The sequence below is a fragment of the Halomonas sp. A020 genome (assembly GCF_027943625.1).
GTDB classification, from domain to species: Bacteria; Pseudomonadota; Gammaproteobacteria; order Pseudomonadales; family Halomonadaceae; genus Vreelandella; species Vreelandella piezotolerans.
Map to the genome: position 1 here is coordinate 1,269,909 of NZ_AP022850.1, position 15,196 is coordinate 1,285,104.

At 53.8% G+C, this 15,196-nt stretch carries 18 protein-coding genes; 8 read left to right on the forward strand and 10 right to left on the reverse strand.

All coding sequences use genetic code 11. The annotated features are described in order from the left end of the window. The first annotated feature begins 10 nt into the window (after positions 1-10). The 4 genes from hemJ (at position 11) to FRH_RS05870 (ending at position 3,032) form a co-directional block, all read left to right on the forward strand. The gene (gene hemJ, locus FRH_RS05855; protein WP_058577321.1) at positions 11-442 is read left to right on the forward strand and encodes a protoporphyrinogen oxidase HemJ; all 432 of its coding nucleotides are present in this window, start codon (positions 11-13) and stop codon (positions 440-442) included. Next, positions 442-1,251, forward strand: coding sequence for a hydroxymethylpyrimidine/phosphomethylpyrimidine kinase (locus FRH_RS05860; protein ID WP_139526157.1), 810 nt, complete (start codon positions 442-444; stop codon positions 1,249-1,251). The genes hemJ and FRH_RS05860 overlap by 1 nt, the downstream gene beginning before the upstream one ends. A 36-nt stretch (positions 1,252-1,287) precedes the next feature. Further along, on the forward strand, positions 1,288-2,568 hold the full coding sequence (gene hemL / locus FRH_RS05865) for a glutamate-1-semialdehyde 2,1-aminomutase (RefSeq protein ID WP_281997959.1): 1,281 nt from the start codon (positions 1,288-1,290) through the stop codon (positions 2,566-2,568). A gap of 194 nt (positions 2,569-2,762) precedes the next feature. Beyond that, the gene (locus tag FRH_RS05870) at positions 2,763-3,032 is read left to right on the forward strand and encodes a hypothetical protein (RefSeq protein WP_231125630.1); all 270 of its coding nucleotides are present in this window, start codon (positions 2,763-2,765) and stop codon (positions 3,030-3,032) included. 57 nt (positions 3,033-3,089) lie between these two features. On the opposite strand, the gene FRH_RS05875 is transcribed toward FRH_RS05870, so the two are convergent. The 6 genes from FRH_RS05875 to FRH_RS05900 all read right to left on the reverse strand — a co-directional run bounded on the left by FRH_RS05875 (position 3,090) and on the right by FRH_RS05900 (position 7,249). Continuing rightward, a complete protein-coding gene (locus FRH_RS05875) occupies positions 3,090-3,872 on the reverse strand; it encodes a curlin subunit CsgB (protein ID WP_153843628.1) in 783 nt (260 codons plus the stop codon). A 58-nt stretch (positions 3,873-3,930) separates the two neighbouring features. Beyond that, positions 3,931-4,452: a hypothetical protein gene (locus tag FRH_RS05880; protein WP_153843627.1), complete on the reverse strand. Its 522-nt coding sequence runs from the start codon at positions 4,450-4,452 to the stop codon at positions 3,931-3,933. Between the two features lie 237 nt (positions 4,453-4,689). Then, entirely contained in the window at positions 4,690-5,520 is an 831-nt protein-coding gene (locus FRH_RS05885; protein ID WP_139526161.1) for a CsgG/HfaB family protein, read from the reverse strand. 79 nt (positions 5,521-5,599) lie between these two features. Next, positions 5,600-6,028 carry a curli assembly protein CsgF gene (locus FRH_RS05890; protein ID WP_139526162.1) on the reverse strand — a complete coding sequence of 143 codons (429 nt, stop codon included), beginning with the start codon at positions 6,026-6,028 and terminating at the stop codon, positions 5,600-5,602. Next, positions 6,028-6,537 (reverse strand): CsgE family curli-type amyloid fiber assembly protein, encoded by a 510-nt coding sequence (locus FRH_RS05895; protein ID WP_139526163.1) that lies wholly within the window; start codon positions 6,535-6,537, stop codon positions 6,028-6,030. Before FRH_RS05895 ends, FRH_RS05890 begins: the two co-directional genes overlap by 1 nt. Positions 6,538-6,556: 19 nt before the next feature. Beyond that, positions 6,557-7,249: a LuxR C-terminal-related transcriptional regulator gene (locus FRH_RS05900; RefSeq protein WP_139526164.1), complete on the reverse strand. Its 693-nt coding sequence runs from the start codon at positions 7,247-7,249 to the stop codon at positions 6,557-6,559. Positions 7,250-7,534: 285 nt separating this feature from the next. Here FRH_RS05900 and rdgB point away from each other — a divergent pair, with 285 nt between their 5' ends. The 4 genes from rdgB (at position 7,535) to rlmJ (ending at position 10,959) form a co-directional block, all read left to right on the forward strand. Next, positions 7,535-8,143, forward strand: a complete 609-nt coding sequence (gene rdgB / locus FRH_RS05905; RefSeq protein ID WP_139526165.1) for an RdgB/HAM1 family non-canonical purine NTP pyrophosphatase — start codon at positions 7,535-7,537, stop codon at positions 8,141-8,143. Then, positions 8,136-9,311 (forward strand): radical SAM family heme chaperone HemW, encoded by a 1,176-nt coding sequence (hemW, locus tag FRH_RS05910; RefSeq protein ID WP_281997960.1) that lies wholly within the window; start codon positions 8,136-8,138, stop codon positions 9,309-9,311. The genes rdgB and hemW overlap by 8 nt, the downstream gene beginning before the upstream one ends. 47 nt (positions 9,312-9,358) lie before the next feature. Next, positions 9,359-10,030, forward strand: coding sequence for an OmpA family protein (locus FRH_RS05915; RefSeq protein WP_139526167.1), 672 nt, complete (start codon positions 9,359-9,361; stop codon positions 10,028-10,030). A gap of 83 nt (positions 10,031-10,113) precedes the next feature. Further along, the gene (rlmJ, locus tag FRH_RS05920) at positions 10,114-10,959 is read left to right on the forward strand and encodes a 23S rRNA (adenine(2030)-N(6))-methyltransferase RlmJ (RefSeq protein ID WP_281997961.1); all 846 of its coding nucleotides are present in this window, start codon (positions 10,114-10,116) and stop codon (positions 10,957-10,959) included. Positions 10,960-10,978: 19 nt separating this feature from the next. On the opposite strand, the gene mnmE is transcribed toward rlmJ, so the two are convergent. The 4 genes from mnmE to rpmH all read right to left on the reverse strand — a co-directional run bounded on the left by mnmE (position 10,979) and on the right by rpmH (position 14,817). Beyond that, on the reverse strand, positions 10,979-12,349 hold the full coding sequence (mnmE, locus tag FRH_RS05925; protein ID WP_239296682.1) for a tRNA uridine-5-carboxymethylaminomethyl(34) synthesis GTPase MnmE: 1,371 nt from the start codon (positions 12,347-12,349) through the stop codon (positions 10,979-10,981). 120 nt (positions 12,350-12,469) lie between these two features. Then, positions 12,470-14,152, reverse strand: a complete 1,683-nt coding sequence (yidC, locus tag FRH_RS05930) for a membrane protein insertase YidC (RefSeq protein ID WP_139526169.1) — start codon at positions 14,150-14,152, stop codon at positions 12,470-12,472. Positions 14,153-14,267: 115 nt separating this feature from the next. Then, complete coding sequence (gene rnpA / locus FRH_RS05935; protein ID WP_176558221.1) at positions 14,268-14,669, reverse strand: ribonuclease P protein component; 402 nt, start codon at positions 14,667-14,669, stop codon at positions 14,268-14,270. A 13-nt stretch (positions 14,670-14,682) separates the two neighbouring features. Beyond that, positions 14,683-14,817 carry a 50S ribosomal protein L34 gene (gene rpmH, locus FRH_RS05940; protein ID WP_009723348.1) on the reverse strand — a complete coding sequence of 45 codons (135 nt, stop codon included), beginning with the start codon at positions 14,815-14,817 and terminating at the stop codon, positions 14,683-14,685. Positions 14,818-15,196 lie beyond the last annotated feature (379 nt).

A 15,196-nucleotide genomic window follows, 5' to 3' on the forward strand; every position in this document is an offset into this window, starting at 1 on the left:
AGGAGAGACCATGTACGAATGGGTAAAGGCCATTCATTTGATGGCCGTTGTGACCTGGTTTGCCGCACTGTTCTATTTGCCAAGACTGTACGTGTACCACGCCATGGCACGCGACAAAGGCGATGAGCAAGCGATCACTTACTTCAAGACCATGGAGCGCAAACTCTATCGTGGCATCATGACGCCATCGATGATCCTGGTGCTGATTTTTGGGGGCTGGATGCTCTATTTGGTGCCCGCATGGTTTAGCCAAGGCTGGATGCATGCCAAGCTCACGCTCGTGGCGCTGCTGATTGCCTATCACCACGTTTGCTTGATTTATTTAAAACAGTTCGATCAGTCGCGCTGCACCAAGAGCCATGTCTTCTTTCGCTGGTTCAATGAAGCCCCGGTGATTGCACTGGTCGCGATTATTTTACTGGCGGTAGTGAAGCCCTTTTGATGCGTCGTCCCCTTCCCCCTGTCGTCTTAGTGTTAGCAGGCCATGATCCAACGGGCGGTGCCGGGCTGATGGCCGATAGCGAAGCCGTCGCTGCCTGTGGCGGGTGGGCCGTCACCATCCCCACGGCGCTGACTGTACAAAATTGTCATAACGTGTCCCGCGTGATGCCCGCTGACCCTGGGTCCATGCGGCAAATGGCCGAAGCCGTCAGTGACATGCAGATTGCGGCGATCAAGCTGGGGCTGCTGGCAGACGAGGCCACGCTGCGCGCTGCCGAGCAGATCATTCGCCGTTTTCCTGGCGTGCCGGTGGTGGCCGATCCGGTGCTGAAAGCAGGAGGGGGCGCTGTGTTATCCACAGCCGCTTTACAGACGCTTTACCGAGACCGGCTGTTGCCGCTTGTGGATATCTTGACGCCGAACCGCTTTGAGTTGGCGGCGCTGACACCGGAAATTCTAGAGTCCCATGACGACACTGCCCGGGCGGTGTCACTGCTGTCACAAGGTTGCCAAGCGGTGCTGGTGACGGCAACGGATGACCCCTTACCCGGTTCAGCCGAGCAGGTGGTGCATACGCTGCACTCGCCCGATACCACTCGCCAGTGGCAATGGCCGCGCCTACCGGACGTCTTTCATGGTTCCGGCTGTACGCTCGCGTCTGCCCTAGCAGCCCGATTAGCGGTTGGTGAGCGCTTACCAACAGCGTGTGAACAGGCCCAGCACTTTACCTGGGAGAGCTTGTCTCACGGCTACCAGCCCCCGAGTGGCCAATGCTTGCCGAATCGCTTGCCACGTCCCGTGCGCTTTTGATCTCATTGGTAGTAAGTCATTTATACAGAGGATGCCATGACCACATCTGCTGAACTGTTCGACCTCGCGAGTCGCCATATCCCTGGGGGCGTGAACTCTCCCGTCCGTGCCTTCAAAGGGTTGCACCGCCCGCCGGTCTTCATGGAACGTGCGCAGGGCGCTTACCTCTTCGATGTCGAGGGCAACCGCTACGTCGATTACATCGGCTCCTGGGGACCGATGATTACCGGTCACGCCGATCAAGACGTATTGGCGGCCGTACGTGCGCGGTTGGATAATGGGCTCTCATTCGGTACCCCCACGGCCGTGGAAACCACCATGGCAGACCTGATCTGCGACATGATGCCCTCCATGGAAATGGTGCGCATGACCAGCTCGGGCACCGAGGCCACCATGTCAGCGATTCGGCTGGCGCGGGGCACCACGGGACGGGATAAGATCGTCAAATTCGAGGGTAACTACCACGGCCACTCGGACTCCCTACTGGTGAAAGCGGGCTCCGGTGCATTGACCCACGGCGAGCCCAGCTCACCGGGCGTTCCGGCGTCGTTGGCCGAACACACCATTACACTCTCCTATAACGACCCGGAGGGGGTGGAAGCGTGCTTTGCCGAGATCGGTGAGCAAATTGCCTGCATCATCGTCGAGCCGGTGGCGGGCAATATGAACTGCATTCCCCCTCAGCCAGGTTTCTTGGAAACCTTGCGCCATGTCTGTAACGAGTACGGTAGTATTCTGATTTTCGATGAGGTGATGACGGGTTTCCGCGTAGCGTTGGGCGGAGCCCAGGCGTACTACGGTGTCACGCCGGATTTGACCTGCTTGGGTAAGATCGTCGGCGGTGGTATGCCGGTCGGTGCGTTTGGCGGCAAGCGCGACATCATGCAGAACATCTCGCCGCTGGGGCCGGTGTATCAAGCGGGCACGCTGTCGGGGAACCCGCTGGCCATGGCCGCCGGGGTGGCACTACTCACCAAGCTGCAGGTGCCGGGCTTCCACGATGCCTTGAGCCAGCGCGTACAAACGCTGTGTAACGGTCTACAAGAGCGCGCCAATGCAGCTCGCGTGCCGATGATGACGCAATCCGCAGGCGGCATGTTCGGTGTGTTCTTCACCTCACAATCCCGTGTGGATAACTTTGCTCAAGCCACGGCGTGTAACCCCGATGCTTTTCGTCGCTTCTTTGGCGCGATGCTGGATCATGGCGTGTACCTTGCGCCTTCTGCCTATGAAGCCGGCTTTATGTCTAGCGCACACACGCCCGAGGATATCCAGCTCACGCTGGATGCGGCCGAGAAAGCCTTTGCCGTTATGTAACGTTAAGTAACTATCTGGCCAAGTGCCTGCTACACTGCAAGAGCCGCTCTTATCGAGCGGCTCTTGTGGTTACCGAGGTAGCTAACATGAAACGATTATCGGCTTGGCACTCGTCACGACGATACGGTGCGTGGTTGACCACCGTTCTTACCCTTGGCTTGTCTTTCCCAGGGCTAGCCGCACAGGAGCAGGATATGACCCAAATCCACATCACCATGAGCGGCTCTCCCGGCGCTGAGTTTTCGGCCGAGTGGCGCATTACCCAGGACGGCGACACCATCGAACATCCTGAAACTCGAGGCACGGTGCCCGCAGAGTTCACCTTCGAAGGAGATACCCTAGAAGGTACCGTTAAACTCCTGAGCGACGATGAGCGGTTGGAAGTCGATATCGTCAAAGGCAGCAACCGTTCGCGCTCTTCTACCCAAGGCAAAGGCGGGACGCTGACGGTTGTGGTACGTTAGGTGACAGCACAAAAAAACCGCCCCCGGAAGGGGCGGTTTTGACGACAAGGCCAAATGTTAGTTGCCTTGACTGACCACGTTATAGTTGCCACTACCAGTGGTTAAGATTTGCGAGAAGTGCTGTCCAGCCCCCCCGAACGCACCACTTTGGTTTACAAAATGGGTGTTGCCATTGCCATTGGTACTGATGAAGGAGTCATGCCCGTAACCCGTTTGGGTCACCGCTGCATAGTTAAAGTCGCCGTCGAGGATGATGTCGCTGTCAAGCTCATCACCTGTTTGGGTGGTATATGTCCGGTTAAAGCTACCGTCAGCTTTCACGTAGCTATCGTTTAGCTCGCCGTCCTGGACGACATTCGACTCGTTGAACCAACCTTCCTGTTGTACCCAAGAGTCGTTTAGTCGGCCCTCTTGCATTACATTAGCCATATTAAATCGACCTTCTTGAACAACAATGGAATCGTTGGTAATGCCCTCTTGAGTTACATAGGCGGTATTTTTAAAGCCGTCTTGATCAATGCTGGAGTAGTTATTGCCTGGTGAAGTAAGGGCCTGACCTACAACATCGTCTTGAGTGACGTTGGCTTTGTTTGAAGTACCCTCTTGCTTGATGCGAGAGTCTTGTGTACCCCATTGTGTTACGGATGTACTGTTAAAATTACCATTTTGCTCGATTTGTGAGTCACTACCCACGGCGCTACCGTTGTAGAGAGAACCACCCATGCTGTCGATATCGGCACGCGAGCCGTTGAACTGCCAGCTCGGTGCAGTTTGAGCCATTGCAGCAGCGCTCATGGTCAGAGCAACGGCAGCAGCGATAGTGGTCATTTGAGTTTTCATGGTTACATCCCCTTTATGATGCTCTTACTTTAGTTATTACTGAGGCCGTATCGACTGCTCAGTAGGTGTCGACGGTGACTGGGCGCGCATTGCCTGAGTAGGCGCGTTGTTCGACGCTAATGCTGCGATAGCCACTCCCCGATTGAGAGACTTGAACATCGCTACGTTGGCCCAACTGAGTCACGTAGGTTTCAAGCGGTTGATCGTTGCCTGACTGGATGACATTAGCGGTGTGATAATTGCCCTTTTGCAAAATGACACCTGCATTATTGCCACCCACTTGTTCGATATTGGCGTTATTCCAATCTCCTCGCTGGCTAATGCGAGAGAAGTTACCTGTTTGATAACTCGCAGAATACGACTGGGTTACGTTCGTACGATTGTTGTTACCAATCTGTTGGATAATGCTGAAGTTACCTTGATAGCTCTGCGCATTGGTATCGTTGAAATACTGCTCAATGCGATGGCTAAAAGAGTCTGCAAAGGTAGGTAATGAAACTGCAGAAGCAATCAAGCAAGCAGCAATAGGTGTCGCTAAGCGAAATGTTGCAGTGCTTTGCTTCGAATCGTTAGGTTTCATTTTTATTCCCTCTGCAACAATTTGTATCTTTTTGTATTTCATGCGTTGAGTTTGGCTGATTTATATTTTGACGCCATAAGTAAAAAATGTATGTTGCAGGCGATTTTTTTAGTTAAATCGAGAAAGAATAGTATGAGAAAACTCATACTTTTATTGGCATATAAAAACGGCTTTGCGTGGTGGCAAAGCCGTCAATAGTTTTATATTGCGTTTCTTTGGTGATAAGTTCAGTAATTCTTATAAAAGCGGCGTGGGGGCATTTAAATAATCGGCCAATACTGAGTTTTGCAAGCTAGCCCCGTTCGATAAATTCCATAGGTTATTCTCTACGCCTCGAGCAATTAAGTGGATAACGGCAGATTCTATGGCTGACATGACGGCAAGCTGGACAGGTTCATTGGTCGTAATGCCGGCTTCCGCTTCCAGGAGCCGCCTAAAATCAATAAAGCGATACACTCCTGCCCGAAGCTCTTTAGAGTAAATGGTTTTGGTCGTCGTCACGTTAGCCAGTATTTCGCCTGTGGATATCTCGACGGCTCGTAAATTGACCGTTACCTGATCCACCTGATACTGCCCTGATGCTCCAATGCCGAAATATTCTGCACCCGCACCACCGGTTCTGACGTTGGACTCATAAGCAATGATGCCTCCTTCAAGCATGACCGATGCTGCTCTTAACGAGGGCAAAGTATCGGGTTGATTAAAGCGCTCAAATTCAGCACGAATGATACGTCGCTCGGTCAGCAGATTTTGCAGCCCCACGCGCTCCAAAGGGATAAACCAACCAGAGTCAGCTAATGCGCCTGTCAACATCGCTGCGGCACCTTGTGTCACGGCGGTGGAAAAAGTACTGGCTGGAGCAGGGCGGTACTGACCCGTTTGGTCTCGAAAATCATACACAGAGACGAAGATTTTCCCTGCCGGTGGAGGTAACGAGACTAAATCTTGATAGGTCGCTCCACGGGGCGTCAGGGTTGCCTGTGCACCCTCTAGATTTTCGGACGTAGCCACCATCCCCGCGCACCCACTTAGGAGACTGACCATTATAATTGAAGCGATGATTTTCATGTTGATCCCCTGGCGACACTTATAGCGTCAGTGTTCGGTTGTTAAACCGTTTTGATTTTCTTAAGTGCCTGTTTTGTTGTTAAGGATTAAATAATCCACCCACGCTAATGTTGGTGACATCCCCTGTTACTTTATCAACTACTCTTACAATAAGCTGTCCACCTTCATCGCGTACAACGACACTGAATTCTCCACTATCGAAAGAGCCTTCACCAATTTCGCCGGCGCCTACATCGCTAATGAGCTGCGAGATGAGTCTGCTTTCAAGACTTTGAATAAGCCGCTCAGTAGAGGATAGAGGTTCGATGCTTCTTGCATTAGGGTCGCTATTGGTGTCCTGTGATTGTGCCTTTCCTAGTAAATAGCTACCCATGAAGGGGTCACCGCCAAAAGATGGGTTGAGAGGCTCGTAAATAAGTTCTCCAGCGGTGCTTTTAAGAGAGAGCGACGCTGCCAAACCAGATATTATCAAGGCACTCAATGTGCTTTTTTTAAGGTTAGCACTCATTAGTTTAACTCCTCTTTTCCTAGGTCTTTGTCTGAGGTAAGCGCTGCCGTGAGCTGCTGTTGCAGAAGCGCTTCTTGGACAACTTGTACAGCTTCTCCTGCGACGCGATCAGCCTCGCTAATACGAGGAGAGAGCTGGGTTCTGAAGTACATTTTATTGCCTTCCATTATCCATAGTTGGCTACCCCAGCGTGCATCGGGGCGTTCCTGTATGGTGAGTGTTGCGTTCCCTATAATGCGGTTGTCCATGGCAAGTTGACTAAATGCACGATAAAAGGTCTTACCTGCCATTGTGATCGTGCGATCCACCATGATGCCGGTCAGCTCACTGCTGCCATGCAGACGGTTCTGTATTTCTGGGCCATCAGGGCTTGATAGCTGGTTAATGTCATCAACAGCTTGGGTATCGCTAACAGACTCTTCCTCGCTAGCGTTAGCACTACCCATTAGGAGTACAAAAAAAAGTAATCCCAATACGTTGGCTGAATGACTTAGGAGGGTTTTTAACATGTCATCAACCTTCATTTAGCTAACGATGGCGCTGCAAACTGCGCGCTGTTTCGATATTGGGTAAAATGGGGCCTAAGTTTTGGTGAATCCAGTTCAGCGCTTGTATACGGTTATGCACATTGATTTTTCTAAAAATATTGTAAAGGTGTGATTTAACCGTGTGCTCACTTACAAAGAGTTTGTCGGCAATCTGTTGATTGGAGGAGCCAGCACTAAGTAGCGAAATGATCTCCATTTCTCGATTGGTCAAGCCGCAGGCAGGTCGAAACGCGTTGCTTTGATATTTGCGGTAAAAAAGGATCAAACGGGCCATCAAATCGCGTGACATCCAAAGCTCACCTTCGAGTAACGCGTGAATCCCTTTACAGATCACTTCAAGACTCTCGTCACGGTAAAAGACGCCTTTGAGCTGGGCGCATGACAGCGCTTCCAGTGCATGGTCCATATCGCGAATATTGAAGGCGGCCAGCGAGGTTTTGGCCAAGTTATCAGGAAGATTTTCCTGCCACTCGGGTAGCTCTTCTACGCCGATATGGTCACTATCGATGAGTATTAACAGCTTGTTTGGAATGATCGTGGGTAGTGAACTTTTAGGTGAGTGAATGCTTACCGTACACCCTGTGTGTTCGTGTAAGTAATCGGCAAAAAGCTGCGCCTGTGGGCTTTTTTCGGTGATGATGTACACCAAGCCGTGCGTTTTTTCTTGGGACATTGGGGAGGCCTCATGAGCGTAAAGCGTGAGCAGGTGACTAAATGAGTGTTGCCTATAAGCTACATTTCGTAAAGATTTGTTATCAAAATAATTATAAAAGTAATTTGCACTTTATTATTACTTTTTGGAATATATAGTTCAAGCTATTGTTTTTATATACATTTACTAGTGGATAATGGTCAATGATTGCGCTGAGTGACAAGATACACTGAGTAACATTGTGTTGCCTTTAGCTGTGTTCTCGATAGGCGTAAACTGGCCCCATCATGTGAAGAGGTCGCCCCTATGAATGCAGCCAATACGCTCGTTTTAGCCAGTGGAAATTCTGGAAAATTAAAAGAATTCAATCAGTTGCTATCGCCCCTTGGACTGGATGTACGCCCCCAGGCTGAGTTTGGTGTGCACGATGTCGAAGAGACAGGACTGACGTTCGTTGAAAATGCGCTGTTAAAGGCCCGTGAAGCGAGTCGCGTAAGCGGGTTACCGGCGCTCGCCGACGACTCAGGTCTGGAGGTCGATGCGTTGCATGGAGCGCCTGGCATTTACTCTGCTCGCTATGCCGGTGAGCCGAAAAGTGACGAGCGTAACAACGAGAAACTGCTGGCAGCACTCAGTGAGTGCGCGGAAGGCCAGCGCACGGGCCGTTATTGGTGTGTCTTGGTCTATTTACGCCATGCAGCAGACCCGGTACCTGTGATCGTTCAACGAAGTTGGGAAGGAGAAGTATTGGCTCATCCCCGGGGAGAGGGCGGTTTTGGCTACGATCCGCTGTTCTGGCTACCCGATCAGGGGATGAGCGTGGCAGAACTGCCCAGTGAAACGAAGAACCGCTTGAGCCATCGCGGACGTGCGTTACACGCGTTGGTGGACATTCTGAAGGTGGCGCATGGCTAATCGATTGCCGCCGCTCTCGCTTTATATTCATACACCTTGGTGTGTACGCAAGTGCCCTTACTGCGATTTCAATTCTCACGAACCTGAATCTGGCGCCAATGACCTACCCGAAGCGGCCTATTTGGCCGCCTTGCTGAGTGATTTGGACGGCGATTTGGCGCTGGCGTCTGGCCGTACTCTTCAAACCATTTTTATTGGCGGCGGCACGCCTAGCTTGCTATCGCCGACGTTTTATCGACAGTTATTCGATGGCATTCGTGAGCGGCTCGCCTTTTCGCCTAGCATTGAAATCACCCTGGAAGCCAATCCAGGCACGACCGAGCAGCAGCGGTTCATTGGTTATCGGGAAGCCGGTATCAATCGATTGTCTTTGGGGGTGCAGAGTTTCCGCCCCACTCAACTGAGTGCGTTGGGGCGAATTCATACCGGCAACGAAGCGGTGACTGCCATCGGTGAAGCCAGAGCGGCGGGATTCGATAACCTCAACATCGATCTCATGCACGGCTTGCCCCAACAAACACCTGAGCAAGCCATGGAAGATATCGATCAGGCGCTTGCCCTCGATCCTGAGCATCTTTCGTGGTACCAACTCACCCTGGAGCCCAATACGGCGTTTTTTTCTCACCCTCCTCCTTTGCCAGAGGAGGAGGCGTTGTGGGACATTCAGGAGGCGGGGCACCAGCGCCTGGAGCGAGCCGGGCTGCGTCGATACGAGATATCGGCCTACGCCCGTCCGGGATGTCAGAGTCGCCATAACCTAAACTACTGGCGATTTGGCGATTACCTAGGAATTGGGGCAGGCGCTCATGCAAAGCTCTCCTCCATAGATTCCCAAGGGAAGTGGCAGATCGAACGGCGTTGGAAGACGCGCCAACCTAATGCGTACTTGCGCCGTGCCAATGACCCGCGTGGCTTCCTGGCAGGCCAGCAACTCATCGAGCCCCGCGAACTACCACTGGAGTTTGCCATGAACGCGCTCCGACTGACCGAAGGGGTACCATTGGCGGATTGGGCGGCTCACACTGGCCAGCCAGAGGCACTGTTACTTGCGCGTTTACACAGTGCTCAAGAAAAAGGACTTTTAATGGAAATGCCTGAAAAGCTGCGTGCATCGCCCCAAGGTCTATTATTCTTGAACGAGTTGCTGGCCTTGATCAGCGAAGAGTGACCAGCGATCGATTCGGTACACCCTCAATCATAAACAAGGAGAGAGTGATGCGTATTTCTCGACTACTGACCCCACTGGCAGCGGCGATATTACTGGCTGGCTGCGCGACGTCCGATCCTTACGGCGGTCAAACGCAGCGCTCGAGCACCGCCATGGGCACCGGCATTGGTGCAGCGATTGGTGCAGCGGCGGGCGCTTTATCCGGTGATGGCAGTACGAGCCGTCGTGACCGTGCGCTAATTGGTGCCGCTGTGGGTGCGGCCGCCGGTGCAGGCGTGGGTGCCTATATGGACCGTCAAGAGCAGCAGCTTCGCAATAACCTGCAAGGATCGCGTATCGAGATCGATCGGCGCGGTGACGATATCGTGCTCAACATGCCCAGCAGCGTTACGTTCGGATTCGATTCTGCCGAGCTCACCTCGGATGCGCGCAGCGCTCTAAACGAAGTGGCGAATGTCCTCACTCAGTACACCGATACCCGCGTAAACATTGCTGGCCATACGGATAGCACTGGGGATGCCAGCTACAACCAGCGCCTCTCAGAGCGTCGTGCCCAATCGGTCGGCAGCTACCTGAGCCAAAATGGCGTCTCTTCCATGCGGTTGAATACCATGGGCTACGGTGCTAATCAGCCGGTGGCTAGCAATGCTACCGAGCAGGGCCGCGCGCAGAACCGTCGCGTAGAAATCACCCTGACGCCTACCGGCAACGGCCAGTAACATGCGTTAATCCCGGCATTGCCGTCCAACGCCCGCTATGCTCACATAGCGGGCTTTTTTTGTTCAATTGCTAGCGAGCTGCCATGCTGTCGTATCAACACGCCTACCACGCCGGTAACTTTGCCGATGTTCATAAGCATTTAACGCTTTACGCGGTGACAGATTATTTATTACGTAAAAAATCATCAATTACATATATTGATACCCATGCAGGCAGAGGGCTCTACCCGCTCGCCACGAAAGAGACTCAGCGGCTTCAAGAGTATCGAGAGGGCGTCGCACCGCTCTGGCAGGTTCGGCAGCAGTTGAGTGATCCGTTGCTTGGTAAATGGATGGCGTCGTTGGAAAGCGCGCAGCCCCAATCGACTGTGCTTTCGCACTACCCTGGCTCACCCTGGTGGCTGGCTCAAAGACTGCGTGAGCAGGACTCACTGCGCCTATTTGAGCTGCACCCTGGTGAGCACGAGCATTTGAGCGGGCAAGCGTTGCCCAAACAGGCCCGACGCGTTTATGGGGATGGGTTGCTGGGCCTGAAGCAGCTGTTGCCGGTGGCAACGCCACGGCTGTGCGTGTTGATAGATCCGAGTTACGAGCGCAAAGTGGAGTATAAAGAGGTCGTCGACGCGGCGGCTTACAACCTCGAAAAAGCACGCCACGCCGTGGTGATGATCTGGTACCCGCTACTGCCCGCCGGGCATCATTACACGTTGCTCAGCGGCCTTGAAGCGAGCGGAATTCGCAAGATTTGGCACAGTGAGCTGCTGTTACGCGCCTCGGCGGAGGGCACGCATGGCATGTATGGAAGCGGCATGGTGGTGATCAATCCACCCTGGGGACTGGATGAGCAATTGTCAGCAGCGATGGCTCAGGTGGCACCGCTGCTGGGGAGTGACAGCCACTACCGCGCTAAATGGCTCGTAGGTGAGTAGTGGCGGTGAGTGGTGGGGACTATTTACCGATACAGAAGCTGCCAAAGATTTCACCCAGCAGGTCATCGGCACTGAACTCACCAGTGATCTCTCCTAGTGCTTGCTGCGCATCTCGTAAATCTTCGGCAAGAAGCTCGCCAGCACCGTAGCCATCCAGTTGGGCTCGCCCGGTGTCTAGCGCCGCCATGGCGCGGTCAAGCGCATCCAGGTGACGTCGGCGGGCAGAGAAGCGGCCTTCGGTCGTAGCAGAGAAGCCCATCACCTCCTTTAGGTGCGTTCTCAAACTATCCACACCCTCTCCGGTTTTCGCCGATAGGCGGATGATCGGTGTGGCTGTGGATAAGTCAATGCCTGGCGTTTCTGCACTCGCGTCGATCTTGTTGCGCACCAGCGTTAGCCGCCGTTGATCCGGAAGGCGCTCCACGAACTCTGGCCAGATGCTCATTGGGTTGGTGGCATCCGTGGTGGAAGCATCCACCATGAGCAGTACCCGGTCGGCCTTTTCGATTTCTTCCCACGCCCGGGCAACGCCGATTTTCTCTACCGCATCGGGCGTATCGCGCAGGCCAGCGGTATCGATGATGTGCAGCGGCATACCGTCTAGGTGGATGTACTCCCGAAGGACGTCCCGTGTCGTACCCGCGATATCCGTGACGATGGCGGTATCTTGCTCGGTCAGCGCGTTCAGCAGGCTCGATTTACCGGCATTGGGACGCCCTGCAATCACTACACTCATGCCCTCGCGTAGTAGCGCGCCCTGCCCAGCGGCTTTGCGAACGGCGACGAGTGCTTGCTGAACGCTCTCCAAATGCGTAGCGACATGGCCATCGGCGAGAAAGTCGATCTCTTCCTCTGGGAAATCGATGGCGGCTTCCACGTAAACGCGCAGTTCGATCAGCCGTTCTACCAGAGCCGATACGCGCTGGGAGAATTCGCCCTGTAACGAGCGCACGGCGTTTTCAGCAGCGGATCGGGAAGTGGCATCGATCAAATCGGCAATCGCTTCTGCCTGGGCCAAATCCAGCTTGTCGTTGAGGAACGCCCGTTCGGAGAACTCCCCCGGCCGGGCCAGACGAGCACCGAGCTGCAGGCAGCGCTCTAGCAGCATATCCATGATGATGGGACCGCCGTGGCCCTGCAACTCCAGCACGTCCTCACCGGTGAAGGAGTGGGGGCCGTTAAACAGGAGCGCGATGCCCTCGTCAATAATGCCCTCAGCGCCGTGAAACGGACCGTAGTGGGCGTAACGGGGAGCAGGGCAATCACCCAGTATCTCAGCGGCTATCGAGCGGCAGGCGGGGCCTGATACGCGAATGATGCCCACACCGCCACGGCCAGGTGGGGTTGCCAAGGCGGTAATGGTGTCTTGGGTATAGAGTCGGTCGGCCATGACGCTTCCTAAAGACGAAAAAGGGAGAGTGTATCGCGATGGCGCTCATGATGAGCACGTTCGCCCTAAAACGCCAGACCCCCGCAAAGGCGGGGGTCTGGGAGTAGCAGAGGAGAGCGATTACTTGGTTCGCATCCCTTTGCCGACGCTTGGATCCTTCTCGATGCTGCGCGTAATGAAGTACTGCTGCGCCACCGAGATGATGTTGTTGACCACCCAGTAGATGACCAGACCTGCCGGGAACCACAGGAAGAAGAAGGTGAAGATGATCGGCAGCATCTTCATGATCTTCGCCTGCATGGGGTCTGGCGGTGTCGGGTTCAGCATCTGCTGAACGAACATCGAAATACCCATCAGAATCGGCAGGATGAAGTAGGGGTCTTTCACCGAGAGATCCTGGATCCAGAACATGAACGGCGCGTGGCGCAGCTCGACAGATTCCAGCAACATCCAGTACAGGGCGATAAATACCGGCATCTGTACCAGAATCGGCAAACAGCCACCCAGCGGATTGATCTTCTCTTTCTGGTAGAACTTCATCATCTCTTGAGACATTTTCTGGCGGTCGTCGCCATACATCTCTTTGAGACGCTGCATCTCTGGGCCCAGTTTGCGCATACGCGCCATGGACTTGTAGGCTTTGGCAGACAGCGGGAAGAGCACCAGTTTTACCAGCACGGTCAGCAGAACGATCGACCAGCCCCAGTTACCGACGATGTCGTGGATCTTATCCAGCAGCCAGAACAGCGGGTTAGCAATGAACCACAACCAACCGTAATCCACGGTGAGCTTGAGGTTCGGTGCGACTTGCTCGAGGTAGTCTTGCACCTTCGGGCCCATGTAAAGCGTTGCGCTTAGCGTGGCTTCACCCTCGGCAGCCACGCTGCTGGTGGGGCCAGCGAAGGCCACTACGTTACGATCTCGAGAATCGGTCGTGACGTAGTAGAGATTCTGCTGGTTTTGAGGCGGTGCCCAGGCGGACACAAAGTAGTGCTGGATGATCGCTATCCACCCGCCTTGGGCCTCGCGGTTCTCGAAGTTACGTTTTTGGATCGTATCGAAATCGATCTTCTCGTAGCGCGCTTCAGGCGTGGAATAAGCAGCCCCTAGGTAAGAATTCATCCCCATGGCCACCCCGCTAGAGGGGTCAGGGCTATTGTCACGGGCTAGCTGTCCAATGAATCGAGCGGAAACCGGTGCTTCGGTATTGTTGGCCAGGTAGTAACTCACATTGACCGCATAGCTACCGCGATCGAATGTCAGACGCTTGATGACGTCGACACCATTCACGTCAGCTGTCAAATCGACGCTGATCTGCTCTTCGTCATCGCCCAAGCGGTACTCGTTACGCTCGGGAGTAAAAGCAATGCGGCTTGCCTGACCATCCAGTTGAAGGCCGGAGCGAGCAACATAGCTGCGCGTGGCGTTATCTGACAGCAGCACGTAATTACGGTCGGAATCCAGCGTCAGTTTGTGCTGCGGCAAGGCTGCGTAGACGATATCGCCACCGAAGGGGTCGATGCGTACGTCCAGAACGTCCGTGGTGACCGCAATGAAATCACGGCTGGCGGTGTCGCTTTGCTCATCGCCAACGCCTTCGCTAATAGCGTTGTTAGGCGCCGAAGTACTGGGCACGGAGAGATCGTCGCTACCGCTTTCGTTCGCAGGAGCCCCATTGCTGCTTTGGGTGATCTCTGGCGTCGAATCGTAGGTGGTCTGCCCGTAATCCTGATTCCACTGTACAACCAGAAGGTAGGCTAGTACGGCCAGTGGAATCAGTAATAAAAGTCGTTTTACGTCCATGAGGGTTCTGCCCGATGGGTGGTGAACATGCTAATGGCGCAGTGTCATTTACTCGACCCATGACACACGAAAGCCTGCCAAGCGGCAGGCCGAGGTCGAGCGGCGAGGTGTGTCGTCAAGCGTCACGTGTTACGCCATGAGGCGGGAGAGGTGTTGATGCCGCCTGTGCGTCGCGCTGAAGCCGTTTCCACATGCCGTATAGTTGACGGCTGAGCGTTTCGTTATCGACATCCTGCACGCCTCGCTTTGCCAATATCACGATATCCACAGAGGGTAAGTGATCTTGACGCAGACGAACGGATTCGCGAACGAGTCGCTTGAAGCGGTTACGATCGACAGCAAGCTTTACATTTTTTTTGCTAACGACCAGTCCGATGCGGGGGTATCCCCGGGTAGTCATGCGCGCTAGCGCCATCATACCTTTGCCATGGACTTTGAGGTCAGCCTGCTCAAACACGTGACTGAAATCCCCGGCAGTTAGCAACCGCAAGCACCGGGGAAACCCTTGAGGCGACACACGCAATCCGAGATCAGGCGCTCAGACGCTTGCGGCCTTTGGCACGGCGGCGTGCGATCACGGCACGGCCGTTTTTGGTTGCCATACGAGCACGGAAGCCATGCGCGCGCTTGCGCTTGAGAACGCTGGGTTGAAAAGTGCGTTTCATAACTCGTTATTCCCACGTGGTTTAGGACGGAAAGTGAATTCCAAAAGACCCGGTCCAGTGAGGAACTAGCCGGGGAGTTTCAATTCAAGACCGGAAATTGTAGAGACTTCCCGCGCTGGGTGCAATTTTTCCTTGCATAAAAAGCTCGAAAAAGGCAATGGCGGCGCGGCTTGGCGCTCACCACTCGTTTTCTTGCATCGCACTACTATTACTAATGAAGTTATTTAAAACCTGCTGTTATTAATAGTGGGGATACTATTTGTGGATAAGTCATTTTAAGACATTTTTATCAACAACTTGAAGTAATAAAAAATCTGTGAATAAGCATCGAATAACGCGCGAATAAACTGTGAATTTGGTGTGGTCAGGCGGTGACAAC